Annotated in this window: 23 protein-coding genes; 6 read left to right on the top strand and 17 right to left on the bottom strand. The window is 63.3% G+C overall.

All coding sequences use genetic code 11. The annotated features are described in order from the left end of the window. Position 1: 1 nt before the first annotated feature. From XB14_RS25775 to XB14_RS25755, 5 genes are all read right to left on the bottom strand, one after another. Positions 2-844, bottom strand: coding sequence for an enoyl-CoA hydratase family protein (locus tag XB14_RS25775; protein WP_077965822.1), 843 nt, complete (start codon positions 842-844; stop codon positions 2-4). Between the two features lie 2 nt (positions 845-846). Further along, positions 847-1,623: an SDR family NAD(P)-dependent oxidoreductase gene (locus tag XB14_RS25770; RefSeq protein ID WP_077965821.1), complete on the bottom strand. Its 777-nt coding sequence runs from the start codon at positions 1,621-1,623 to the stop codon at positions 847-849. Beyond that, positions 1,620-3,941, bottom strand: coding sequence for a bifunctional salicylyl-CoA 5-hydroxylase/oxidoreductase (locus XB14_RS25765; RefSeq protein WP_077965820.1), 2,322 nt, complete (start codon positions 3,939-3,941; stop codon positions 1,620-1,622). The genes XB14_RS25770 and XB14_RS25765 overlap by 4 nt, the downstream gene beginning before the upstream one ends. A gap of 218 nt (positions 3,942-4,159) precedes the next feature. Continuing rightward, positions 4,160-4,681: a MarR family winged helix-turn-helix transcriptional regulator gene (locus tag XB14_RS25760; RefSeq protein ID WP_077965819.1), complete on the bottom strand. Its 522-nt coding sequence runs from the start codon at positions 4,679-4,681 to the stop codon at positions 4,160-4,162. A gap of 104 nt (positions 4,682-4,785) precedes the next feature. Further along, positions 4,786-5,559: a GntR family transcriptional regulator gene (locus tag XB14_RS25755; RefSeq protein WP_077965818.1), complete on the bottom strand. Its 774-nt coding sequence runs from the start codon at positions 5,557-5,559 to the stop codon at positions 4,786-4,788. A 161-nt stretch (positions 5,560-5,720) separates the two neighbouring features. Here XB14_RS25755 and XB14_RS25750 point away from each other — a divergent pair, with 161 nt between their 5' ends. The 5 genes from XB14_RS25750 to XB14_RS25730 all read left to right on the top strand — a co-directional run bounded on the left by XB14_RS25750 (position 5,721) and on the right by XB14_RS25730 (position 10,851). Further along, a complete protein-coding gene (locus XB14_RS25750) occupies positions 5,721-6,704 on the top strand; it encodes an ABC transporter substrate-binding protein (protein ID WP_077965817.1) in 984 nt (327 codons plus the stop codon). A 66-nt stretch (positions 6,705-6,770) separates the two neighbouring features. After that, positions 6,771-7,550: an ABC transporter ATP-binding protein gene (locus XB14_RS25745; protein ID WP_077965816.1), complete on the top strand. Its 780-nt coding sequence runs from the start codon at positions 6,771-6,773 to the stop codon at positions 7,548-7,550. Positions 7,551-7,555: 5 nt separating this feature from the next. Continuing rightward, positions 7,556-8,479 carry an ABC transporter permease gene (locus XB14_RS25740; RefSeq protein WP_077965815.1) on the top strand — a complete coding sequence of 308 codons (924 nt, stop codon included), beginning with the start codon at positions 7,556-7,558 and terminating at the stop codon, positions 8,477-8,479. Between the two features lie 15 nt (positions 8,480-8,494). Further along, on the top strand, positions 8,495-9,742 hold the full coding sequence (kynU, locus tag XB14_RS25735; protein WP_077965814.1) for a kynureninase: 1,248 nt from the start codon (positions 8,495-8,497) through the stop codon (positions 9,740-9,742). A gap of 140 nt (positions 9,743-9,882) precedes the next feature. Beyond that, positions 9,883-10,851, top strand: coding sequence for a threonine ammonia-lyase (locus XB14_RS25730; protein ID WP_077965813.1), 969 nt, complete (start codon positions 9,883-9,885; stop codon positions 10,849-10,851). A 9-nt stretch (positions 10,852-10,860) separates the two neighbouring features. Here the strand turns inward: XB14_RS25730 and XB14_RS25725 are convergent, their stop codons facing one another. The 7 genes from XB14_RS25725 to XB14_RS25695 form a co-directional block, all read right to left on the bottom strand. Then, positions 10,861-11,547 carry an ABC transporter ATP-binding protein gene (locus tag XB14_RS25725; RefSeq protein ID WP_077965812.1) on the bottom strand — a complete coding sequence of 229 codons (687 nt, stop codon included), beginning with the start codon at positions 11,545-11,547 and terminating at the stop codon, positions 10,861-10,863. Next, positions 11,544-12,293 (bottom strand): ABC transporter ATP-binding protein, encoded by a 750-nt coding sequence (locus XB14_RS25720; RefSeq protein WP_077965811.1) that lies wholly within the window; start codon positions 12,291-12,293, stop codon positions 11,544-11,546. The genes XB14_RS25725 and XB14_RS25720 overlap by 4 nt, the downstream gene beginning before the upstream one ends. Further along, positions 12,286-13,257, bottom strand: a complete 972-nt coding sequence (locus tag XB14_RS25715) for a branched-chain amino acid ABC transporter permease (protein WP_077965809.1) — start codon at positions 13,255-13,257, stop codon at positions 12,286-12,288. Before XB14_RS25715 ends, XB14_RS25720 begins: the two co-directional genes overlap by 8 nt. Before the next feature lie 8 nt (positions 13,258-13,265). Continuing rightward, positions 13,266-14,186, bottom strand: coding sequence for a branched-chain amino acid ABC transporter permease (locus XB14_RS25710; RefSeq protein WP_077965807.1), 921 nt, complete (start codon positions 14,184-14,186; stop codon positions 13,266-13,268). Between the two features lie 94 nt (positions 14,187-14,280). Then, positions 14,281-15,420, bottom strand: a complete 1,140-nt coding sequence (locus XB14_RS25705) for an ABC transporter substrate-binding protein (protein ID WP_077965805.1) — start codon at positions 15,418-15,420, stop codon at positions 14,281-14,283. Between the two features lie 42 nt (positions 15,421-15,462). Continuing rightward, positions 15,463-16,299, bottom strand: coding sequence for a tryptophan 2,3-dioxygenase (kynA, locus tag XB14_RS25700; RefSeq protein WP_077965803.1), 837 nt, complete (start codon positions 16,297-16,299; stop codon positions 15,463-15,465). Between the two features lie 4 nt (positions 16,300-16,303). Next, positions 16,304-17,923 (bottom strand): benzoate-CoA ligase family protein, encoded by a 1,620-nt coding sequence (locus tag XB14_RS25695; RefSeq protein WP_077965801.1) that lies wholly within the window; start codon positions 17,921-17,923, stop codon positions 16,304-16,306. 328 nt (positions 17,924-18,251) lie between these two features. Here XB14_RS25695 and XB14_RS25690 point away from each other — a divergent pair, with 328 nt between their 5' ends. Then, the gene (locus XB14_RS25690) at positions 18,252-19,082 is read left to right on the top strand and encodes an alpha/beta hydrolase (RefSeq protein WP_077965799.1); all 831 of its coding nucleotides are present in this window, start codon (positions 18,252-18,254) and stop codon (positions 19,080-19,082) included. A 628-nt stretch (positions 19,083-19,710) separates the two neighbouring features. Here the strand turns inward: XB14_RS25690 and XB14_RS25680 are convergent. Genes XB14_RS25680 through mtnK form a run of 5 tightly spaced genes read right to left on the bottom strand, consistent with a single transcriptional unit; the run spans position 19,711 to position 25,135 of the window. Then, entirely contained in the window at positions 19,711-20,829 is a 1,119-nt protein-coding gene (locus tag XB14_RS25680; protein WP_077965795.1) for a RuBisCO large subunit C-terminal-like domain-containing protein, read from the bottom strand. Then, positions 20,829-21,830, bottom strand: a complete 1,002-nt coding sequence (locus XB14_RS25675) for a transketolase family protein (protein ID WP_077965793.1) — start codon at positions 21,828-21,830, stop codon at positions 20,829-20,831. The genes XB14_RS25680 and XB14_RS25675 overlap by 1 nt, the downstream gene beginning before the upstream one ends. A 2-nt stretch (positions 21,831-21,832) precedes the next feature. After that, entirely contained in the window at positions 21,833-22,768 is a 936-nt protein-coding gene (locus tag XB14_RS25670) for a transketolase (protein WP_077965781.1), read from the bottom strand. Positions 22,769-22,772: 4 nt separating this feature from the next. Then, positions 22,773-23,867, bottom strand: coding sequence for an S-methyl-5-thioribose-1-phosphate isomerase (gene mtnA / locus XB14_RS25665; protein ID WP_077965780.1), 1,095 nt, complete (start codon positions 23,865-23,867; stop codon positions 22,773-22,775). After that, positions 23,864-25,135 carry an S-methyl-5-thioribose kinase gene (gene mtnK, locus XB14_RS25660; RefSeq protein ID WP_077965779.1) on the bottom strand — a complete coding sequence of 424 codons (1,272 nt, stop codon included), beginning with the start codon at positions 25,133-25,135 and terminating at the stop codon, positions 23,864-23,866. Before mtnK ends, mtnA begins: the two co-directional genes overlap by 4 nt. Positions 25,136-25,148: the final 13 nt, after the last annotated feature.

Here is a 25,148-nt window from a genome sequence, read left to right as displayed (position 1 = left end):
CTCAGTTCCCTTTGAATTCCGGCTTTGCCTTGGCGGCAAACGCCTCGAAGGCGCGACGGAAGTCGCCGGTCGCCATGCAGATCGCCTGGGCCTGGGCTTCCGACTCGATCAACTGATCGATGCCCATCGCCCATTCCTGGTCCAGCATCTTCTTCGTCATCGCATGGGCGAACCAAGGTCCGTCGGCAATCGAGCGTGCGAACGTCTGTGCTTCGGCAAGCAGCGACGCACGCTCGTGCAGGGCGTTATAGAAGCCCCAGGCATGGCCCTCCGTCGCGGTCATGACGCGGCCGGTGAAGAGCAGTTCGGCGGCGCGGCCCTGGCCGATGATGCGGGGAAGGATACCGCAGGCGCCCATGTCGGCACCCGCCAGCCCGACGCGGGTGAAGAGAAAGGCGGTCTTTGCCTCCGGCGTCGCCACGCGGAAGTCCGAGGCCATCGCCAGGATCGCGCCGGCGCCAGCGCAGATGCCGTCGACCGATGCGATGACGGGCTGCGGGCAGGCGCGGATCTGGCGCACCAGTTCACCGGTCATGCGGGTGAAATCCAGGAGGTCCGGCATCGACATGCGCGTCAGCGGCTCGATGATCTCGAAGACGTCGCCGCCGGAGGAAAAGTTGTCGTTGGCGCCGGTCAGCACCACGACACGCACGTCGCTGGCGCGGGCAAGCGACCGGAAAAGATCGCAAAGCTCCTCGTAGCTCTCGAAGGTCAGCGGGTTCTTCTTTTCCGGACGATTGAGCGTGATCGTGGCGACCCGGCCGTCGGCGTCCGTTTCGAACAGAAAGTGCTTGGCCTTATGGTCTTTGAAGGGACGCTTCTTGGCCTGCATCGGGTTCGTCATCTCTATCCTCCGAGAACTTCGCCGCCGGCGACGGCAACGGCCTGACCGGTGATCGCGGTCGCTCTTTCCGACACCAGCCAGCAGACCGTGTGGGCAACCTCGTCGGGCGTCACCAGGCGCCCTTGCGGATTGGAGCGTGCAAGGCTGGCGCGCGCTTCCTCGCGCGAGCGGCCGGTCTTTTCGCTGATCGTATCGAGCGCGCCGTCGATCAGCGGCGTGTCGGTGAAGCCGGGGCAGACGGCGTTGACGGTGACGTCGGTGCGGGCAAGCTCGAGCGCCAGCGCCCGCGTCAGGCCGACGACGCCGTGCTTGGAGGCGCAATAGGCGGAAACATAGGCATAGCCGGTCAGGCCGGCGGTGCTCGCGACATTGACGACCCGGCCGTTGCCGGCGCGGCGCACCGAGGCAAGCGCTGCCTGCGTCACCAGATAGACGCCCGTCAGATTGATGGAGAGCACCCGCTGCCAGAGCGCAAAGTCGGTCTTTTCGAACGGTGCCGAAGGCGCCTCCCCGGCGCAGTTGACGAGAACGGCGATCTCACCGGCTTCAGCGATCGCGCCCGAAATGCCGCGATTGACTGCCTCGGGATCGGTCACGTCGAAGCCGTCACGGACAAGGGCCTGTCCGCCGGAAGCAACGATTTCGTCGCGCACGGCTTCGAGCGGTGCTGCGCGGCGGCCCGCGAGACTGACGATATGGCCGTCGGCAGCGAGCGCGATTGCGATCGCCCTGCCGATACCGCTGCCGGCGCCGGTGACGAGGGCGTGTCTCTTGCTCATGGCTTGCCCGCCGTCGTTGCGGCGCGCGCCAGGTTGTTCACGTATTGCGCCCGGGCGGAGTGGTACTGTTTCGGCCAGGGCTCACCGTCATAGCCGATCTTCGCCGCCTCATGTATGACGAAGGACGGATCGGCGAGATGCGGTCGGGCGATCGCGCAGAGGTCGGCACGACCGGCGGCGATGATGGAATTGGCGTGGTCGGCCTCCGAGATCGCGCCGACGGCAATCGTCGGAACCTGGATCTCGTTGCGGATCTTGTCGGAGAACGGCGTCTGGAACAGCCGACCATAAACCGGCTTTTCTTCCTTGACCACCTGGCCGGAGGAGCAGTCGATCATGTCGGCTTCGGCCTCCTTGAACAGGCGGGCGAAAATCGCTGCGTCCTCAGGCGTGTTGCCGCCTTCGTGCCAGTCGTGGGTGGAGAGGCGCACCGACATCGGTCTGTCCTCGGGCCAGACCTTGCGAATGGCGTGGAAGACTTCGAGCGGGAAACGGGCGCGGGCAGCATGGTCGCCGCCATAATCGTCGGTGCGCAGGTTGGTAAGCGGCGACAGGAAGCTCGACAGCAGGTAACCGTGCGCGACGTGCAGTTCGAGAATGTCGAAGCCCAGATCTCGGGCGCGTTCGGTCGCCTGCACGAAATCGGCGACGACACGGTCCATATCCGCCCGCGTCATTTCGCGCGGCACGTCCGAATGCTTGAGATAAGGCAGGGATGACGCAGAAATGAGCTGCCAGCCGCCTTCCTCCAGGGGCTGGTCGATCCCTTCCCAGGCGATCTTCGTCGCGCCCTTGCGGCCGGCATGACCAAGCTGGATGCCGATTTTGGCGGGTGTCTGCTGATGCACGAAATCGACGATGCGCTTGAAGGCCTGCGCCTGCTCGTCGTTCCAGAGCCCGAGGCACCCGGGCGTGATCCGGGCATCGGCGGACACACAGGTCATTTCCGGGAACACGAGCGCGGCGCCGCCCATGGCGCGGGCGCCCAGATGCACCAGATGAAAGTCGTTTGGCACGCCGTCGGTCGCCGAATACATCGCCATCGGCGAGACCACGATGCGGTTCTTCAGCGTCAGGCCGCGCAGCTTGAACGGTGTGAACATCGGCGGAGGGACCGTGCCGTTTGCCGCCGGCGCGACGCCGGCGCGCTCAGCAAACCAGCGCTCGAAACCCTCGAGCCAGTCCTTGTCGCGCAGGCGGAGGTTCTCGTGGCTGATGCGCTGCGAGCGGGTCAGCATTGAATACATGAACTGCTCGGGCTCCAGCGTATCGGCATAACGCGTACCGACCACCTCGAACCACTCCATGGCATTGCGTGCCGCATTCTGGATGCGGGCGACATCGACCCGGCGCACCTCCTCGTAAGCCGAGAGCACAGCGGGGATGTTGGCCTTGTCGTGGCCCAGAATGTCGAACTGGCGGGTGAGCTCGATCGCGTCGTCGATCGCCAGCTTGGTGCCTGAGCCGATGGCGAAATGGGCGGTGTGGGCGCTGTCGCCCATCAGCACGACATGGCTGCGCCCGTTGAAATGGCTCCATTTCTCGCAAATCAGCCGGCCGAAGTTCAGCCAGGCGGAACCGCGCAGGTGGCGCGCATTGGTCATCAGCTTGTGACCATCGAGCGTCCCGGCGAAGAGCTTCTCACAAAATGCGATCGACTGGTCCTGGTCCATCTGGTCGAGGCCATGGGCGCGGAATACGTCGTCGGTGGTCTCCACGATGAAGGTCGAGGTGTTCTCGTCGAAGCGATAGATATGCGCCTGGAACCAGCCATGTTCGGTGCGCTGGAAATCGAAGGTGAAGGCGTCGAACTTCTTGTCCGTGCCGAGCCAGACATAGCGGTTCGGCCGGACGACCATGTCAGGCCGGAAGACGTCGGCGTACCTGTTGCGGATGCGCGAATTGACGCCGTCGGAGGCAATGATCAGGTCTGCATCGGCAAACTGCTCGTCGCTCTCCACGTCCTGCTCGAACACGAGTTCGACGCCGAGTTCGAGGCAGCGCTCCTGGAGGATGTTGAGCATCTTCTTGCGGCCGATGCCGACGAAACCGTGGCCAGTCGTGCGGATCTTGCGGCCCTTGAACACCAGCTCGATGTCGTCCCAATGGTTGAACGAGACCTCGATCGCCTCGGCGGTTTCCGGGTCCCACTGCCGCATCGACTGCATGGTCGCGTCGGAGAAGACGACGCCCCAGCCAAAGGTGTCGAAGGCGCGGTTCCGCTCGACGACGGTGACGTGGTGTTCCGGGTGCTGGCGCTTCATCAGCAGCGCAAAATAGAGGCCTGCCGGCCCGCCACCGATACAGACGATCCGCATATGGTTCTCCTCCCGAGCTCCGGCTGCGCGTGTCGCCGCCCTGATGCCGTTGGCCGCCATCCTGGACTGCTGAACGCAGGGTGGACTCGATTCCGAGAAATTTCAAGCTTAAAATTGTTTTGGCGAGGGCGTTGCCCGAAAGCGCCCACGAAGGGACGTGCCCGACATCGCGGGCGTGGGCATCCTCATCGGAAAGCCGGAAAGTGCTGCCTGAGGCCTCAGGCGTTGCGCGCCAGGGAAGCGATGACGGAACGCTTGAGCTTGGCCAGTTCGTCCATCAGCACGCCGCCCTCCTTCGCCGAAAGGCCGGCGAACAGGTCGGAGATCCAATCGGCATGTCTTGCCGCCATCTTCTCGAATTCGGCGCGGCCGAACGGGGTGAGCGCAATAATCTGCACGCGCCGGTCAGTCGGAAGCGTCGTACGGTTGAGATGGCCGCTCTCGGTCAGGCGTTCCACCAGCACAGTGATGTTGCCGGGGGAGACCATCATGCGCTTGGAGACTTCGCCAAGCACCATGCCGTCAGGCGCACGCTCGAGCTGGGCCATCAGGTCGAAACGCGGCAAGGTCGAATCGAATTCTTCCCGCAACCGCCGACGGATTTCGCTTTCGACAAGTGTCGAACAGGTCAAGAGACGCAGCCATAGCCTGAGCTCTGCACGGTGATCGCCCGGAGCCTCGAGCGCCTTGGTCTCGCCATCGACCCATTCCGGCGAGGTGTCGAACTTGTCTTCACCCATAATTGCAAACGTCCGCCTCTAGTCCTGTGCCGCAAATCAGCAGGCTCTTTCCTGCTTTTGCTTTTAAAGGCCTTTGCGGCTCTTGGACAGGCTGGCATGGGTCGTCATTTGGACGCAAGCCCGGGCGTCGTCTGGCGTGTGGAAGGGAAGGCGCGCCCGCCGTCCTCGGATTGAACATAGACGTTGACAGTAAACCCGATGTGGTCGGCCATCAGCGCCTTCGCGCGGTCGATGTCGCGATCGAGTGCCGCCTCCATCAGTTCGGTATGATGCTCGATTGCCATGGCGTCTTCCAAAGCGGCGACGGCTTCCTCATACCCCTCACTCATGCCTGCGGCGGCCCGCATCGTCGGGGCCAGGCTCAGAAAACGATGGTGGCGGCGGAGCTGGTCGGAGATCGTTGCCTGGAACCGCAAGAGCCAATTGGATCGAGCGGCGCTGATCAGCGCCGCATGAAAAGCTGCGTGCTTTTCATCCCATTCGTCGACTTCGTTTTCGGAGAAGTGCTCGACGGAGACCTTGCAGCGCGACAGCCGATAGTGCGCCGTAACGACGGCAGATTCCCACGCGCTGTCGCCGTTTTCGATCGATTCGATCAGAAGCGGCATTTCCACGGCAAGGCGCGCACGGGTGAGGTCGTCCAGTTCCTCGCGTGAAACAGGGGCGACGGCAAAGCCGCGGTTGCTGATTGCCGTGACGAGACCCTCTGCTTCCAGCCGCGACAACGCTTCGCGCAGCGGCGTCCAGCCAATGCCATAGCTTTCGCGCAGCGCGCTCAGCTTCATCGGCGCAGCGGGCTTCAGGCGCGTTGCGAGGATATCGCGCCGCAACAGCCTGTAGGCCGATTCTGTTTTGGTCGACTGCTCGTTGTCCTGCATCAAGTTCCCTTAACGCCCGCATCGGATCGACACAAATATATATAGTTACTCGCGGGAGATGAAAATATATATATTTGTTTGACAAGAACTGCGACCCTCGCCATCATTCCCGCAGGCCGCCGAGGAGGGCGGTAACGCTCGTGAAATTCTGGGAGGGATGTATGAGCAAGAGCACTTGGCTTTCGGGATTGGTCGTTGCCGGCGCAATGGCATGGGGACTGGGAACTGCTGCCGCCGATCCGATCCGCATCGGCATCGCCAATTTCGGTGAACATCCGCAGTTGAGCGCGTCGATCGCCGGATTCAAGAAGGCGCTGGCCGAAAACGGCTTCGTCGAAGGCAAGGATGTGGTCTTCACCGAGAGCCACACCAACTTCGACGCCTCGCTGGTGCCGCAGATGATCGCCAAGCTTCAGGCCGAGCAGCCGAAGCTGGTCTATACGATCACCACGCCCGTTTCGCAGATCGCTAAGAAGGCGCTTGCCGGTTCCGGCATCCCGGTCGTCTTCTCCGCCGTTACCGATCCGGTGGCCGCCAAGCTCGTTCCGTCCTGGGAGGCCGGTGACGACGGCATGACCGGTGCGACCGACCTTCAGGACGTGGCCGCCGTCATGGCCTTCACGCACAAGCTGCTGCCGAACGCGAAGCGCTTTGGCGTGCCCTATAATCCGGGTGAGGCGAACGACCAGGCCCTGCTCGACAAGATCAAGGAAGCAGCGCCTGACGCAGGCTTCGAGGTCGTGGAGGTCGGTGTCGACAATGTCAACGACATCCAGCAGCGCATCGCCTCCTTCGCCGGCAAGGCCGACGTGATCTATACGCCCGCATCGAACCTGCTGCAGCCGGCGATCGGTGCTGTGTCGGCAGCCGCGCGCCAGGCACAGATCCCGATCGTCAACTCCGACGACGGTGCAGTGCGTGACGGCGTCGTACCGGCAAGCTTTGCGGTCAACTATGAGCAGGTCGGCGTCAATGCCGGCAAGATCGCTGCTCAGATCCTCAAGGGCGCGGACCCGAAGACGATCGCGCCGTCGCGCCCGGCTTATGAGGATCACGCGCCGCTGATCTCGAAGAAGGCTGCCGCTGCCTTCGGCATCGAAGTGCCGGCAGCGCTTGCGACCGAATGCAACTGCGTGGTCGATTGATCTCCGTCTTGTCTCTTCAGTGACGGCGCCCCGAGCGCCGTCATTTCATAAGTTAAGGGGGAGCCAATGCTGGAAATCAGATCGGCCCGCAAAGTCTTCTACAAGGGGCAGGCGGACGAAAAGGTCGCGCTCGACGGCCTCAATCTCAGCCTCGCCACGGGCGAATTCGGTGTCGTCATCGGCTCCAACGGCGCCGGCAAGAGCAGCATGCTCAACGCCATCTCCGGTGCGCTCGTCCTCGATAGCGGCCAGATCGTCATCAACGGTGACGACGTGACCGCAACGCCCGTCCACAAGCGCGCCATGCGGCTTGCTCGCGTGTTCCAGGACCCGATGCGCGGCACCGCGGCCAGCATGACGGTGGCCGAAAACATGCTGCTTGCCGAATTGCGCAGCAACAAGCGGACCTTGCGTCGCGGGCTGAACTCCAGGCGGCTTGCCACTTACAGGGAGCGCTTGTCGCTGCTCGGGCTCGGTCTCGAAAACCGCCTCGACACGCGGGTGGAGCTGCTTTCCGGCGGACAACGGCAATCGTTGTCCCTGATCATGGCGGTCGGCGGCGAGCCGGAGCTGCTGCTGCTGGACGAGCATACCGCAGCGCTTGATCCGCGCACGGCCGATATCGTCATGCAGGCGACGATCCGCGCGGTCGAAGCGCTGAAGCTGACGACGCTGATGGTGACGCACAACATGCAGCACGCCGTGGATTTCGGCCACAAGGTCATCATGCTCGATGCCGGGCGCGTCCGTCTCGAAATCGACGGCAAGGAGAAGGCGCAGACGACCGTGCCGGATCTGATCGGCCACTTCTCCGTCAAAACCGACCGCATGTTCCTGGCGAGCTGACGATCATGGATATTCTTCAAAATACCTTCGCGAGCTTCGTCTCGCTCGTTCCCGTCACGCTCGCGCAGAGCCTGATTCTCGCCTTCGTCGTGCTGGGGATCATGATCCCGTTCCGCATGTTGAGCTTCCCGGATCTGACCAGTGAGGGCGCGTTTCCGCTCGGCGGCTGCGTCTGCGGCGTGCTGATGGCGGCCGGCATGTCGCCGCTCGCAGCGATCGCCATCGCTCTTGTTGCCGGATTCCTTGCCGGCTGCTGCACGGCCTTCATTCATCTGAGGTTCCGCATCCACACGCTGCTGGCCGGCATCCTGATGATGACGATGCTCTATTCGATCAACCTCAGGATCATGGGTCGCTCGAACCTCTCGGTCTTCGGTGCGCCGACGGTGTTCGACTGGGCGCCGGGGCTGCAGCCGGGCTTCCCGGCAAGCAAGATCGTCGTTGCCGGGCTGATCGCGCTCATCGTCTTCTTCCTGCTCTACCACTTCTTCCGCACGGAGAAGGGTACGGCCGTTCGCGCCGTCGGCGCCAATCCCGACATGGCTGAAGCGCAAGGGATCAATGTGTGGCTGGCGACCATCGGCGGCGTCGGGCTTGCCGGGGCGTTCTCGGCGGCAGGCGGCGCGCTGATGGTGCAGTCACAGGGTTTTGCCGACGTCAATATGGGGCTCGGCATCCTGATCAATGGCCTTGCGGCGCTGATGATAGGCGAAGCGATCGTCGGCAAGCAGAGCGTGGCGCGCCAGCTCGCCGCCCCCTTCGTCGGCGCAATCGTCTACTACCAGCTCGTTTCCTTCTGCCTGGCCGCCGGCATGCCGCCGCCGGACCTGAAACTGGCGACCGGCCTCTTCGTTCTCGCCATGCTGGCTCTTCCAAGCCTCAAGCGAAGCCGCGGGCCGGCGCCCGCCCGCGAAACCGTTCGCGAATAGACAAGGACCCCTTTCATGAATGCAGTTCCTGATCTCGCAGCGATAAAGGCCATGGATGCGGCCGACGTGCTCGGCCTAATGCGCGAGCGATTCATCCTGCCGCCAGGCCTCATCTATCTCGACGGCAACTCGCTTGGCGTCGCCTCGAACGCTGCCTTCGACGAGCTTCGCAAGGCTGCGACCGAGGAATGGGGCCAGGACCTCATCCGCAGCTGGAATACCGCCGGCTGGTTCGAGATGCCGCTGACCCTCGGCGACCGGGTCGGGCGGCTGATCGGGGCGGCCGCCGGCCAGACCGTCGTCTGCGACACCACGTCGATCAATATCTACAAAGCCCTGCATGCGGCCATGGCCTTGCGGCCCGATCGGTCGGTGATCGTCAGCGAAGGCGGCAGTTTCCCGACCGATCTCTATATGGCCGAAGGCGTGGTCTCGACGCGCCCCGGTGCCTCGCTGCGCCTTGAAGGGGTCGATGCGCCCGAGATCGAGGATCTGATCGATGGCAGCGTCGCCGTCGTTCTCGTCAACCACGTCAACTACAAGTCCGGCGAACTGCGCGACATGGCGGCGTTGACGCGCAAGGCGCACGAACATGGTGCGCTTGTTATCTGGGACCTCTGCCACACGGCCGGCGCGCTACCTGTCGATCTCGATGGCGCCAATGTCGATTTCGCCGTTGGCTGCACCTACAAGTACCTGAACGGTGGCCCCGGAGCTCCCGCCTTCATCTACGCCGCCACCCGCCATCACGGCGATATCCGCCAGCCGCTCACCGGCTGGTGGGGCCACGCCCGTCCCTTCGCCTTCGAAAAGCAGTACGCCGCCGGCGAGGGCATCCGCCGTTTCCTCTGCGGCACGCAGCCGATCCTGTCGCTGCGGGCGCTAAAGGGCGCGCTCGACGTCTGGGACGAGGTCGACATGAAAGCGCTGCGCGAAAAGAGCATCCAGCTCACGGATCTCTTCATCGCGCTCGTTGAGGCGAAATGCGGTGCCCACGGTCTGGCGCTCGAAAGCCCGCGCGACGGAACCAAGCGCGGAAGCCAGGTGTCGTTCAACCACCCGCACGCTTACGAAATCATGCAGGCGCTGATTGCCCGTGGCGTTATCGGTGATTTCCGCGCGCCGACAACGATGCGCTTCGGCTTCACGCCGCTCTATGTGGGCTATGACGACGTCTGGCAGGCGGTCGAAATCCTGGAAGACATCCTCAGCACCGGCGCATGGCAGGATGCGCGCTTCGCGGTCCGTGCGGCCGTGACCTGATTGATGGCACCAAGAGCAGCGGGCGGTATTTCGCCCGCTGCCTCTTGTTCAGACACATACCGAGGTTGCCGCCCCGCAGCGGATTCGTTCAGAGCCACTGTGCCTGGAGGCGAGAGGACGGCTAACGGGGGATTTAAGCAATGATCGCGCCACACCGCCCGACCCCGGACGAAATCGCCGATGCTCGTCAACGCATCGCGCCGCATTTCGCGCGCACGCCGCTGGTCAGGCTCGATCTTGGGTTTCCGGACCGTCAGATCTTCCTAAAACTGGAGACGCTATCGCCAATTGGCGCGTTCAAGCTCCGTCCCGCCTTGAACGCCGTGTTGTCGCGCGATCCGGCCGAATTCGAAAGCGGCGTCGCAGTCACCAGTTCCGGCAATATGGCCTATGGCATGGCCCGGGCGGCACGCCTCATCGGTGCGCCGATGGTTGCCTACATGTATCGCGGCGCACCCCAGACCAAGATCGACGGTGTGCGTGCGCTCGGCGGAGAAGTACGGTTCGTCAGTGCCGAGACCTGGTGGGACTACATCACCGGCGTCGATCTTCCGGATGCGCCGGAACTGCTGATCAATCCGGTGACCGATCAGGCGGTGCTGGCCGGCAACGGCTCCATCGGTATGGAGATCATCGAGGATCTGCCCGATGTCGACGTCGTGCTCACCCCCTTTGGCGGCGGCAGCATGACCACCGGGGTGGCCAGCGCTATCAAGGCCGCTTCCGCCCGCTGCCGTGTCTTTGCGGTTGAAGATGACAGCGCCGCCCCTGTTTCGGCGGCCTTGGCCGCTGGCCAAATCGTGACGATCGAAACCCGCCCCTCCTTTATCAAGAGCATCGGCGCGCCATCGCTGGTGCCTCAGATCTGGCCGGTGGTTGGAGACCTGATCGATGGGGCGATTGCGGTCAGCCCGGGGCAGGTGACCGAAGCGATGCGGCTTCTCTTCAAGAAGGCGAAGATCGTTGCCGAGGGCGCGGGTGCTGCCTCGCTTGCCGCCGCAATCGCGCGACCGGATCTCAAGGGTAACATCGTCTGCGTCGTCTCGGGCGGCAACATCGACGCGGCTGCCTATTCCGTGGTTCTCGGCGGCGGCATTCCGGCAGCCTGACCGGCGCGCTCAGACGCCGAGATAGCGATCCTGGAGTTCTGGCGTCAGCGCAAGCGGCGCTCCCTCGAACACGGTCGCGCCCTTTTCCAACACGAAGCAGCGGTCGGCCACGGGCAACAGTTCCGAAAGCGTCTTGTCGACGACGAGGATCGACTGCCCTGCCGCCTTCAGAGTGCGGATCGCCGACCAGATATCCTGGCGAATGACCGGCGCCAGCCCTTCCGTTGCCTCGTCGAGAATGAGCAGGCTGGGATTGGTCATCAACGCCCGGCCGATCGCAAGCATCTGCTGCTCGCCGCCCGATAGCGTGTTGGCATATTGATCGCGCCGCTCGCCGAGGCGAGGAAAGAGCGCGGTCACTTTCTCGAACGTCCATGCGCTGCCGCGGGCCGTGGCGACGAGATTTTCCATGACCGTGAGATTGGGAAAACAGCGCCGCCCCTCGGGCACGAGGCCAAGGCCGAGCCGAGCGATCCGGTGTGGTCGCAAACCGGAAATCGCCTTGCCGGAGAAACTGATAGCGCCCGAGCGCGGACGCACGAGGCCGAGGATCGAGTTGATCGTCGTCGTCTTGCCCATGCCGTTGCGGCCCATGAGCGCGACCACCTCGCCCTCGCGCACGTCGAGGTCGACTCCGAAGAGTGCCTGCGAGGCGCCGTAGAAGGTTTCAAGGCCCTTGATCTCGAGGAGGCTCATGCGGCTTCTCCCAGATAGGCGCGGCGAACGTCCGGATCGCTGCGGATTTCATCGACCGTGCCTGACGCGATGATGCGGCCGTAGACGAGCACAGATATCCGGTCCGCCAAAGCAAAGACCGCATCCATGTCGTGCTCGACCAGGAGCATTGGCGCTTCGTGGCGCAGGCCGTCGAGGAACGATGTCAGCCGCTTCGACCCCTCCGGTCCCATGCCCGCCATTGGCTCGTCGAAGAGGAAGGCCTTTGGTGAGAGCGCCAGCGCGATGGCGATTTCGAGTTGCCGGCGCTCGCCATGCGAGAGTTCGGCCGCCGGCACATGGGCGCGCGCGGCGAGGTCAACGCGCTCCAGCATCGCCATCGCCGGCTCGGTCAGCTCGTTGTCGCTGGTCACCTGGCGGAAGAAACGGAAGCTGTTGCCCTGGCGTGCCTGCACTGCCAGCATGACGTTGCGGAGGGCCGAAAACTCCTGCGCGAGCGACGAGATCTGGAAGCTACGGGCAAGGCCGAGCCTTGCGCGGGCGGCCATGTCGAGGCCGCCGATATCCTGGCCGAGAAAACGGATCGTGCCACTGTCGGCCTTGAGCGAACCGGCGATCTGGTGGATCAACGTGCTCTTTCCGGCGCCGTTCGGGCCGATCAGAGCATGGATCTGTCCGGGTCGAAGATCGAGACTGACCCCGTCGGTCGCCTTGAGGGCGCCGAAGGATTTGCGGAGATCGCGGATTTCGAGAACGGGCTCAGACATGGCGCGGCTTTCCGGAGAGGAGCCCCAGCAGACCGCCGCGGGCAAACAGCACGATGCCGAGCAGGATGAGGCCGAGCAAGAATTGCCAGCGCTCGGTGATGCCGCCGAGCACGTATTCGAAGAAGACGAAGATCATCGCGCCGGCGACCGGACCGAAGAGCCGCCCCTTGCCGCCGAGGATGATCAGCACGATCAGTTCGCCCGACATGTGCCAGGAGAGCATCGACGGGCCGACGAAGCGGTTGAGGTCGGCATAGAGCGCGCCGGCAAACCCGGTGATCATCGCCGAGAGGGCGAAGGCGACGAGCCGGATGTTGAAGGGCGCGATGCCGACGGCGGCAACGCGGGTCCCGTTCTGTCTCGCCGCCTGAAGCGCGCTGCCGAAGCGTGAACCCTCGACCACGCGAAAGAGAAGCAGCGCCGCCATCAGTGCCGCGTAGCAGATCAGGAAGTAGGGCAGGGGCTTGGCGGTGTTGACGCCGGGAAAGGCGTTGCGCATCGACATCGACAGGCCGTCCTCGCCGCCATAGGCCGGCCAGGAGATCGCGAAGTAGTAGATCATCTGCGCGAAGGCGAGCGTGATCATGATGAAGTAGACGCCTGAGGTGCGCAGGCTGATCGCACCGATCGGCATTGCGACGAGACCCGCGACCGCGATGGCGGTGATCCAGATGAGCGGCATCGAGGTCGTTGCCTCGATGTTGGCAAACAGCGGCTCCGCATTGAAAGCGTGCGTTGCCATAATGCCCGCGACATAGCCGCCGAGGCCGAAGAAGGCCGCATGCCCGAAGGAGAGCAGTCCACCAAGCCCGAGCGCCAGGTTGAGGCCGACGGCGGCAAGCGCAAGGACGGCGATACGCGTCGCGAGCGTCACATAGAACGGTTCGCCCAAACTTGCGGCAAGGATCGGCGCGCCAAGAAGCAGAAGGGCAAGCAGCAGGTTGATTGTCGTTTCGCGGGTCATCGATGGCCTCACGACTGTGCCGAGAACAGGCCGCTCGGCCTGAAGGCGAGGATGAGCGCCATGACGACGTAGATCAGCATCGAAGCAAGTGCTGCGCCGATCGTGGTCGCCTGCGATGCGGGCATGGTGAGGGCAAGCAGGGAGGGAAGCAGGAAGCGACCCATCGTGTCGACGACACCGACGATAACAGCGCCGACGAGCGCGCCCTTGATCGAGCCGATACCGCCGATGACGATGACGACGAAGGCGAGGATGAGGACCGGTTCGCCCATGCCGACCTGCACCGATTGCAGCGCGCCGACGAGCGCACCGGCTAGGCCCGCAAGGGCCGCACCGAGCGCAAAGACCACCGTATAGAGCGTGCCGATATCGACGCCGAGTGCGCCGATCATCTCGCGGTCAGACTCGCCGGCGCGGATGCGCATGCCGAGACGGGTACGGGAGATCAAGAGATAGAGGCCGACGGCCACGGCGATGCCGACGCCGATGATCGCCAGGCGGTAGAGCTGGTACTGGCCGCCGCCCGGCAGGGGTACGGCACCCTGGAGCAAGGGGGGAATGTCGAGATAGAGCGGGAAGGAGCCGAAGAGCCAGCGGGCGCCTTCCGACAGGATCAGGATCAGGGCGAAGGTCGCAAGGACCTGATCGAGATGATCGCGGTCGTAGAGCCTGCGGATGACGGCGACCTCGATGATCGCGCCGACACCAGCTGCAGCTGCAAGGCTGGCTATGAGGCCGATCCAGAAGGAGCCGGTGGCGGCTGCGACCGTGGCGCAGGCAAACGCGCCGATCATATACAGTGAGCCGTGCGCCAGGTTGATGAGGCCCATGACCCCGAAAATCAGGGTCAGGCCGGCGGCCATCAGAAACAGCATCACACCGAGCTGGAGCCCGTTGAGCAGTTGTTCGATCAGAAGTGCGGTGAACAAGAGACCGGTCCAAGCTTGATGTCAGGAGGACATGGATCATCGACCGGATGGCGGCATCAAGGCCGCGCACCCGGGCAACGACAGGTGCAGGGCACTACATGCTGCACTTCTCGGCGTAGGCGTCCTTGTGGTCTTCGAAGGCGGTGGCGATAATCTTGTTGGTGAGCACGCCGTCGGCTTCCTTCACCACCTCGCGAACGTAGATGTTCTGGATCGGGTGGTTATTGTTGTTGAAGACGAACTTGCCACGCACCGACTGGAAATCAGCCGCCTTGAGTGCTGCGCGGAAGGCGTCCTTGTCCTTGACGCTGGCCTTGGAAAGGGCGGCGAGGATCAGGTTTGCCGTATCCCAGCTCTGCGCCGCGTAGATCGAGGGCAGGCGCTTGTACTCGGCTTTGAAGGCTTCGACGAACTTCTTGTTGGCCTCGTTGTCGAGGTCCTTCGACCAGGTCGCGGAATTCTTGACGCCAAGCGCCGCGTCGCCGATCGCCGGCAGGACGTCCTGGCTAAAGGAGAAGCCCGGGCCCATGACCGGGATGTTCACGCCCGACTGGGCATATTGCTTCATGAAGGCGATGCCCATGCCGCCGGGCAGGAAGAAGTAGACGGTGTCGGCACCCGAGGCGCGGATCTGGGCGATTTCGGCAGCGTAGTCCGTCTGCCCGACCTGCGTGTAGATCTCGCCGGCAAGCGCGCCCTTGTAATAGCGCTTGAAGCCGGTCAGCGCGTCCTTGCCGGCCGGATAGTTGGGCGCCAGGATGAAGGCGTTCTTATAATCCTTGTTGGCGTATTGGCCCATCGCCTCATGGAAATTGTCGTTCTGGTAGGCGACGTTGAAATAGTTCGCATTGCAGTTCGCACCGGCAAGTGCCGAGGGACCGGCGTTCGGCGACAGATAGATCACGTCCTGCGCCACCGTGTTCGGCACGACGGCCATCGCAAGGTTCGACCAGATGATGCCCGTCATCAGGTCGACCTTGTCGCCCTGGATCATCTTCTCGGCGATCTGCACCGCAAGTTCCGGCTTCTGGGCATCGTCCTCGATCACCAGTTCCACGTCCTTGTTGCCCGACTGCTTGATCGCCAGCGTGAAGGCGTCGCGCATATCGATGCCGAGGCCGGCGCCGCCGCCCGAAAGCGTGGTGATGACGCCGATCTTCACCGGCTCGGCATGGGCAAGGCTCGACGTCGCAAGCGAAAGGCCAAGAAGGCTCGCGGCCAGAATGCGGTTCATGCTGTTCTCCTCTTTGTTGGTTCCCTTTTGGGTTGTGTTCTATCAGAGACCCGTGCGCACGTGCCAGAGCTCGGGGAAAAGTTCCACTTCGAGCATCTTTTTCAGATAGGACGCGCCGGATGTGCCCCCGGTTCCGCGTTTCATGCCGATGATGCGCTCGACGGTCGTGACATGGTTGAAGCGCCAGCGGCGGAAGTAATCCTCGAAATCGACCAGCTTCTCGGCGAGTTCGTAAAGCATCCAGTAGCGCTCGGGGTCACGGTAGACGGTCTGCCAGGCGGCAAAGACCTTGTCGCTTTCGACGCGTGTTTCGCGCCAGTCGGTCCGCTCGGCCTCCTCGCCGACATCGAAGCCGTTGCGCGAAAGAAGCCGGATCGCTTCGTCGTAGAGCGACGGCGCCGCGAGGATTGCTTCCAGCTTTTCCATGATGTCGGCGCGATGCGCATGCGGCCCGAGCATCGCGACGTTACGGTTGCCGGCCAGGAACTCGATCGCCCGGTATTGCCACGACTGGAAGCCGGAGGATTGGCCGAGCGATTCGCGGAACGTGGTGTATTCGCTGGGGGTCATCGTGCGCAGCACGTCCCAGGCGCTGTTCAGCTGCTCGAAGATGCGGGCCACGCGGGTCAGCATCTTGAAGGCGGGCTCCAGCCGGTCGTCGCGGATCGAACGCACCGCGGCGTTGATCTCGTGCAGCGCGAGCTTCATCCAGAGCTCCGACGTCTGATGCTGGATGATAAACAGCATCTCGTCATGGGCTTTGGAAAGCGGCTCCTGCGCGTCCAACACCTTTTCCAGCATCAGGTAGTCGCTGTAGGACATGCGTCCCTTGAACGACATTTGGGCGCCTTCTTTCGAAGGGTCGTATGATTTGCTCATGTTTTCAGGTCTCCGACCGCAATCGGAACCGCTGGATCTTGCCCGTGGCTGTCTTCGGCAGGCTGTCCAGGAACTTTACCGATCGCGGATACTTGTAAGGTGCGATCGTCGCCTTCACATGATCCTGCAGCCGCTTGATCGTTGCGTCGTCCGCCGACACGCCGGATACCAGAACGACATAGGCTTCGACAATCTGGCCGCGTTCCGCATCGGGCGCGCCGACGACGGCGCATTCGGCGACTTCCGGATGGGAGATAAGGGCCGCTTCGACCTCGGGGCCGGCGATGTTGTACCCGGCGGTAATGATCATGTCGTCCGAGCGGGCGGCGAAATGGAAGAAGCCGTCCTTGTCCTCATAGAAGGCGTCGCCGGTCAGGTTCCAGCCGTCGCGGACGTAGTCGCGCTGGCGGGCGTCCGACATATAGCGGCAGCCGGTCGGGCCGCGCACCGCAAGCTTGCCGATCGTGCCGCGCGGCACTTCCTGCATGTCGTTATCGACGATCCGGGCTTCGTAACCACGGACCGGCTTGCCGGTCGAGGCGGCCTTGCGGTCCTCGAAGCGGTTGGAAATGAAGATATGCAGCATCTCGGTCGCGCCGATGCCGTCGAGGATCGGCTTGCCGGTCTTGGCCGTCCACTCCTCGAAGACCGGACCGGGCAGGGTCTCGCCCGCCGAGATCGCGACGCGCAGTGATGAAAGATCGGCGCCGTTATCCATCGCCTTCATCATTGCCCGATAGGCGGTGGGGGCGGTAAACGAGATCGTCGCTTTGTACTTCTCGATGATCTCCACCATGTTGGCCGGCGTCGCATGCTCGAGCAGCGTTGCCGCCGCGCCGAAGCGCAAGGGGAAGATCGCAAGCCCGCCGAGGCCGAAGGTGAAGGCGAGCGGCGGCGAGCCGACGAAGATGTCGTCGGGCGTGACGCCGAGCACTTCACGGGCATAGCCGTCGGCGATCGCAAGGAGATCGCGGTGAAAGTGCATCGTCGCCTTCGGGATGCCCGTCGTGCCCGAGGTGAAGCCGAGCAGTGCCACGTCGTCGCGACCGGTATGAACTGCCTCGAACACCACTGATTTGTCGAGTGCTATCCGGTCGAGCTCGGCGTCATGGTTGGCCGTCCCGTCAAAGCTCACCACCTGCTTCAGGTAACGGCTGTCCTTGGCGCAGGCGATCATCTCATCCATCAGACGGGTGTCGCAGAGCGCCAGGCTGATTTCGGCCTTGTCGACGATCTTGGCGAGCTCCCCGGATCTCAGCATCGGCATGGTATTGATAACGACCGCGCCAGCTTTGGTAGCAGCAAGCCAGCAGGCGACCATGGCCGGATTGTTGGCCGAGCGGATCAGCACCCGATGCCCCGGTTTGACGCCATAGTTCTCGACCAGCGCATGGGCGAGCCGGTTGGTCCAGTCAGAGAGTTCCTTGTAGGTCCGGCGGCGTCCATTGCCGATCAACGCGGTGTGGTCGCCGAAACCCTTGGCCACCATAGCGTCCGTCAGCTCGACGGCTGCGTTGAGGTGGTCGGGATAGTCGAAGCCTTCGAGAAGGAACTCCGGCCATTCTTCCGGAGGCGGCAGATGATCGCGGGCGAACGTATCGACGTGCGAAGTCGGTCCAAGCATGTGGCGGCTGTTCCCTTGTTCAGTTCCTGCCTGTTGCCCAGGCATTTTTCAAAGCCGGATAGAAGTCTTGCTGTGATGACGAACCCTGGCGTTCACACAGATCGCGGCCATCGCCGCATCGCTGCCGATGGGGCGCGCCGTCGAGCTGACGGTCCCAGAGATCATGATTGGCACAGCGAGACCTCCACTTCTCAGCTGAACATGGGGCAGCATCGCACCAGTCCAAAATTATTTCAAGCCTAAAGTTTTTTCGGAAGATGGCATTGCGTTTCTTACAGGAGCAGGTGATTTCTATGCTCGGGGAGACATCAGAGAGAGGATTGCATCGATGCTGGAACACCGTGTTTCCGACTGGAACGACGCCTATGCCAACGGCGTGAACATTGCGCGCGGCGATCGGTGGCCGGAGGCATGGGTCGGGCCGTCGGAGGCATTCCGCAACGCGCTTTCGGCATCGGGGCTGGCGAAACTTGATGTCGCCTACGGAGAGCGGCCCAGAAACCGCATGGACCTGTTCTTCCCCGATGGCACGCCCAAGGGTCTCGTCGTCTTCGTGCATGGCGGCTTTTGGTTGCAGCTCGACAAGAGCTTCTGGTCGCATCTCGCCGCCGGCGCCGTCGCCCACGGCTATGCCGTTGCCATGCCGTCCTACACGCTCTGCCCGCAGATCCGTATCGGGGGCATCGTCGAAGAAGTCGCCGCCGCCATCGGCGAGGCATCGAAACTGGTGGAAGGGTCACTGATGCTGACCGGTCATTCGGCCGGCGGCCATCTGGTCAGTCGCATGATCACGGCGACAACGCCGCTTGCGCCCGACGTGCAGGCGCGAATCCGCAACGTCGTTTCGATCTCGGGCGTTCATGACCTGCGCCCGATCATGTCGACCACGATGAACGAGAAGCTTGCGATTGACGAGGCGGAGGCGATGGCACAGAGCCCGGCGCTGCTTCGGCCGATGCCAAATGCCCGCGTCACGTGCTGGGTCGGTGGCGGCGAGCGCGCGGAATTCCTGCGCCAGAATGCCCTGCTTGCCAATATCTGGACCGGGCTTGGGGCAACCACCGCGGCCGTTGTCGAACCGGACAAGCATCACTTCAACGTCATCGACGGCCTTGCCGACGCCGGACATCCGCTCACGCGAACGCTGACCGCTTCATGAGGAGCCACCGCGACCGCATCGCCGCCGCCGGATCGAAGCTGGCGACAACGAGCCGCTGGATGCTTTGAGCGCATCGAGCTACGACGGCGCGTCGGAGCAAGTCAAAGCCATGCGCAGCGGGGAGTGGCGTTCGTGGCCGCGGGTCCAAGCCCGTTACTTTTTACCTCGAGTCCCTCGGCGTGCACCGTGACCGTAGTTCCGGAACTTGGCGAGGGAGCGCCTCAGTTTCGTAATGTTACCTGTAACGTGCTCGATAATGAGCATGTGCTTCTGCTCTTCTAGGGCGATAGCGGTTCCGCATCTTTCACATGGGAGTTCGGCGTTGGCCTTCACCAAAGCGGCCGGTGTACCGTTTTCGTGGCCGCACTCGGGGCATGGGACATCGATTTCATCGTCAAACATGGCAGCGCTCTCGTTGAAAGCAGATAGCAACACGGCCTACGTCGACGAGCGATGATTACACGCTTACTCAAATCGGGCTACCGTTGCTCGCTCAGCGAGCCATCGCCCGCTGGCAGAGCCCGCGAGATCCTGGTCGGCGCCGGCAAGAGATGACACGACAGCGACGCGCCTGCGCCCAAAGCGCGTCGATGTCACAAGGCCGCTGCGCACCCCTCGCGCGACATCTTCAGCTATAGACCGCCGCGACCAGGCGGCGGCATGCATCGACTAGGTTCGGCTGCTGAAGCAGGGCACCACCGATCAGATACATGACGTCATTGCCGTAGGCCTCACGCATCTCGGGAACCCGTTCGAAGGTCATGCCGCCACCGGGTGCAGCGACGATCGCCTTCGGCCCGCTCATGTCGGCCGCGCAGGCCCGAGCAATCGACAAGCATTCTTCTCGCGTGAAACCGAAGCGGCCACCGAAGTTCGGATAGATCACGGCATCAGCGCCCATCAGGCGATGCAGCGTGCCGAAGAAGGACCGGTGCGAGAAGCCGCAATCGGCAGAAACCACATTTGCGCCGGAGAAGGCCGGATGCGAAACGATCGGCAAGGTGAAATCCGGGTCGGCCGCAAGCGTGCGCACCACGTCGTAGCCGGTCAATGCTGGAGCCAGCATCACGGCGCCGGCACCGGCGGCCTGCGCCTCCTTCGCCCGTTCGATGACAGCGCCTGCCGGCCCGGTGACATTCGGCACGAAGCTCGTCCTGCCGCCCGTTTTTGCATTGGCTTCGCCGACGGCCTCGATGCAGGCCTTTAGGCGTTCATTAAAAGGCGACGTCACCTGATCGACGAGACCATGGTCGTCCTTGACGAAGTGCATGCCGCCAAGCGCGAAATCGTGGGCGCGGCTCGCAAGTTCGGATGTCGAAAGCCCGACGGGCTTGATCGCCGACATCAAAAGAGGGCTTTCGCCCACGCCGGCGCGGGCGCGAAGGCCGGCGATGCCGTGGCGGGGTCCTGTGCAAAGCGCAAGGATACCCGGCGAAAGACCGATATCCTCGACCTTCAGGCCGGGCTTGATGGAGCTGTTGCCGAAGATGACGTTCAAGAGCTGCAGAAAGTCGCCGCCGACATCGTCGTCGGAATAGGAGATCGAGGCGAGAAAACCCGGCCGACCGGCCGGGTCACGCTCCAGGGCCTCCAGCTTGCCGAGGATTTCATCCTCGACGTAGCCCTTGGGAACGGCGCTGCGCGGAATTTCGACGGTCTGCTCCAGAGCGATATCCAGCGCACGCGCCTTAGCCTCGTCGGCGTCAGCGGCACGCACGTAGTAGGTGACGGTGAAACGCGGAGCCACTAGAGCGCCTCCGCCTTCTGCGCCGAATGCACGTGGTCGATGCGGACCTCCGTCAATTCGTCCTCGCCAATCTCCAGCGGCTTGCCGACCAATTCGCTGATGGCGCCAACGAGCGCGCCGGCGTCGAGGCCATACTTCTTCATGAGGTAGGGCTTGGACGCGCCATGGGCGAAGGTGTCGTTGAGGCCCAGCCGCTTCAGGCGGATGCCGAGGCCTTCTTCGGCCAGGATCTCCGCGACGAGCGAGCCGAGACCGCCGACGATGGTGTGGTTTTCCAGCGTGACGACCCCCTTCTTGCCCCGTGCGGCCTTCAAGAGGCCTTCGCGATCGAAGGGTTTCAGGGTCGAGGCGTGCAGATGGGTGATGCCGATGCCGCGTGCCTGAAGCGGTTGGGTGGCGCGCAGCGCTTCTTCGGTGCAGACGCCCGAGGACACGACAAGAATGTCGTCGCCTTCGGACAGGATCCGCAGCTTGTTGAATGCAAAAGGCGTCGAAAAGAGACGCGGAACCTCGCCGCGAAGCACGCGCACATAGACAGGCCCGTCGATGCTGTCGGCCACTTCTAGCACGGTTTCGACCTCGGTCGCATCACCGGTCTCGAGAATCGTCATGTTCGGCACGGCGCGCAGAACGGCAATGTCCTCGATCGCCTGATGGGTGATGCCGCCGGGCGTGGTGATACCCGGCAGGAAACCCATCAGCCGCACCTTGCGATTGGAATAGGCGATGGAGTTGATCAACTGGTCGTAGGGGCGGCGATAGAGGAAGACCGAGAAGGTGTGAATGAACGGTCGGTAGCCCTGCATTGCCAGCCCACCGGCGAAGGACAACATGTTCTGCTCGGCCATGCCGAGCGAGAGGAACTGCTTCGGATGCCGGTCGCGAAAGCCGTCGACCTCGCAGGACGAGGTCAGATCGGCGGAAAGGCAAAGGACTTCGGGCCGCGCGGTGGCGAAGGTTTCGAATGCCTTGGCGTAGGGACGGTTGACGATCTCGACCATGTTCAGGCCCCTTTCATTGCTTCGACGTCGACGCCGAGTTCGGCAGCCAGTGCGGCCTGCATTTCAAGCCGTTCTTCCGCGCTCTTGAAGCGAACGTAGTGAAGTCGCGGGAAACGTTTCTTGAGGAACTCCATGCCCTGGTAGGGCGAGGTGTTGGCGAGGATCACCAGCGGCTTGCCCGGTTCGGCGCTGCCGGCCGCGCTTCTCAGCGCGTCCAGATCGTGGCCATCCACCGACCGGCAGGTGACGCCAAAGGCGCTGACGCGGGCCGCGAGATCGCCGAGATCGAGCACCGACGACATGGCGCCGTCGCATTGCTGGCGGTTCACGTCGACGACGACGCGGATGTTGTCGATGCCGTGATAGCTCATCGCCGCAAGGCACTCCCAGGTCTGCCCTTCCTGGAACTCGCCGTCCGACATGTAGACCCAGACCTTGCCCGGCTCGTTTTTCTGCAGCCGGGCCCAGGCAACGCCCGATGCCATGGAAAGCCCCTGCGCCAGCGAGCCGGTCGTCACTTCCATGCCGGGGCTGTGTTCGGCCCCGATCATCTCGACCGAGCCGCCGTCCTTGTTGAAATGATCGAGCGCATGTTCGTCCATGCGGCCCATCTCGATCAGCGCCGAATAGATGACGAGCGCATAGTGAGCCGGCGAAATGAAGAAGCGGTCGAACGCCGGCCCGACCGGTCCGTGATACCCGGCGCCGGTGAAGGCGTCGGGATTGTGCGCCGAAGGAACGCCGCGGAACGGCAGCGGCACCTTCGGCAACGTCGGCTCGCCCAGCGTCAGGAGCTCGTTATAGAGCAGCGCGAGGCTCTCGGCCGCCGAGCAGGCCTGGCTCAGATAGCCGCCGTTGTTCTTCATCGTGTGGAAGAACACGCGCCGGCGGATGCCGAGCGCGATCTCTTCGGTTGAAACCCGGTTCGTGAGTGTCATCGTCTCAGCTCCGTTCTGGGAAAAGCGCCTTGAGGCCCTCCGGCGACGGCATTGCGATGCCGCGCTCGGTGATCAGGCCGGTGATGAGGCGCGCGGGCGTGACGTCGAAGGCCGGATTGGCGGCGGGGCTGCCTTCCGGCGAAATGCGCACACTGGCAATCGTGCCGTCGCTCGTGCGCCCCTGGACGAAGCTCACCTCGTCGGCCGTGCGCTCTTCGATCGGGATTTCCTTGACCCCGTCGCGGACCGTCCAGTCGATCGTCGGCGAGGGGAGGGCGACGTAGAAGGGCACACCGTTGTCGCGCGCGGCAAGCGCCTTCAGATAGGTGCCGATCTTGTTGCAGACATCGCCGTTGGCCGTCGTCCGGTCCGTGCCGACGATGACCATATCGACATCGCCGTGCTGCATCAGGTGCCCGCCGGCATTGTCGACGATCAGCGTGTGCGGCACGCCGTGGCCGTTCATTTCCCAGGCGGTGAGATAGGCGCCCTGATTGCGCGGGCGCGTCTCGTCGACATAGACATGCACCGGAATGCCTTCCTCGACAGCCATGTAGATGGGTGCAGTCGCAGTGCCATAGTCGACGGTCGCAAGCCAGCCGGCGTTGCAATGGGTAAGGATGCGCACAGGCTCGCCAGGGCCCTTCTTCGCGGCAATCTCGCGGATGACCTTCAGGCCGTTTGCGCCGATGGCGCGATTGAGTTCGACGTCTTCCGCGGCAATCTCCGCGGCACGCTGATAGGCCGCCTTGGCGCGCTCGCCTTCCGGCAAGGGGCGCAGGTGATCGCGCATGGCATTCAGCGCCCAACGCAGGTTGATGGCGGTCGGGCGTGTTTCGTTGAGTTCCTCCCAGACGGCGTCGAGATGGGCGTTCGACGGGTCCTTGGCCATGGCAATGGCAACGCCATAGGCGGCCGTGACGCCGATCAGCGGCGCGCCACGCACCCACATGTCGCGGATGGCAACGGCCACATCCGCGACCGTCTTCAGTGTCACGACGCGGAACTCATGCGGCAGCCAGCGTTGGTCGATGATGTCGACGGAGCGTCCGTCCTCGTTGAGCCAGATCGTATGGTAGTGGCGTTCTCCGACTTTCACGCTGATGTCTCCTTCTGAAGGCGCTCCGCGAGTGCGCGGATGTCCTTGAGGCTGTGGATATGATGCCGGTTGACGGCAAGGTGACGCCCGAGCTTCAGCGCCCTGGTTTCGCAGGCGGCACGGCGATCGGCGTCGGCGATGGTTTCGAAGTCGGCATTGTGGGCGAGGCCCAGGATGCGGCGATGCATCTCGACGCCGGCAAAGCCCAGCATCTCGCGCCAGATCTCGTCGATGACGATGTCGAGCGCCTGTTCGGCGCCGAAGGGATCGTTGCGCGCCTCAAAGAGGCTTGCCTGGTAGAGAATGCCGTTACGCTCCGTGCGCCAGAGATGGGCGAATTCGGTGCGGAAGGTTTCCCAGATGACTTCGACCGTATCGAGCAGATAGGTGCGCATGCCATCTCGGGCACTGGGAGCGTTTTCGTGTCCGCTCTGCGAAAAATAGCTCATCCAGAAATTGGCAAGCAGCATGCCGACGTCGAAGCTGATCGGTCCGTAGAACGCGAACTCCGGGTCGATGACGCGGGTCTCGTCGTCGGTCACCATAACAGAACCGGTATGCAGATCGCCATGGCAGAGCGTTTCGGCTTTTGCCGAGAACAGATGTTTCAGCCGCTGTGCTTCGACCTTGAGGTCGCGGTCGGCGCGAAGCTCGGCGACAACAGGGTCGAGCTGGGGCGTGGTGTGACGATTGAGCTCGGCCTCGAAATAGGGGTCGGAAAACACCAGGTTCTCGGTGATGTCGCAGAGCTCGATATTGTCGGCGAAAAGCGCAAGGTCCGCCTTCTTCTCGCGCGTGGCCATGGAGAGGTCGGAGCCGCGAAAGAGCGTGCGGGCGACGAAGAGGCCGAGATCACGGCCTATCTTCGGCAGTTGCCGTCCGTCGATCAGAGCGCGCCTCAAAATGACGTGCGGCGTCAGGAATTCCATGACGATGAGCGCCTGGGCCTCGTCGAAGAAATAGATCTCCGGCACGAGTCCCGGGTCGCGCGCTGCCTGGCGCTTCAGGGCATGATATTCGAAATAGGAGCGCTTCAGCGGCAGCGGCCAGCTTTCGCCGACAAGGCGCACATAGGGCAACGCCTGCTTGACGATTGCCCCGCCCCTGTCGCCGGTGACGATGAAGACCAGGTTCAAATTGCCGTCGCCAACTTCCTTGACGCTCCAGCGCGAAAAGTCCGCCCCGATCTTTTCTCTCAGGACGGCGTTGCCACCGAGTTTTTCCGGCAACGTCGCAGCGCTGAGCGCCTCGAACACCTGCTTGTCCATATCCTTCTCCTCC

It is taken from the genome of Ensifer adhaerens, assembly GCF_002007205.1.
In the GTDB taxonomy this organism is placed as follows: domain Bacteria; phylum Pseudomonadota; class Alphaproteobacteria; order Rhizobiales; family Rhizobiaceae; genus Ensifer; species Ensifer adhaerens_D.
The sequence above is the reverse complement of the archived record's forward strand: the minus strand, read 5'-3'. Positions and strand labels throughout refer to the sequence as shown.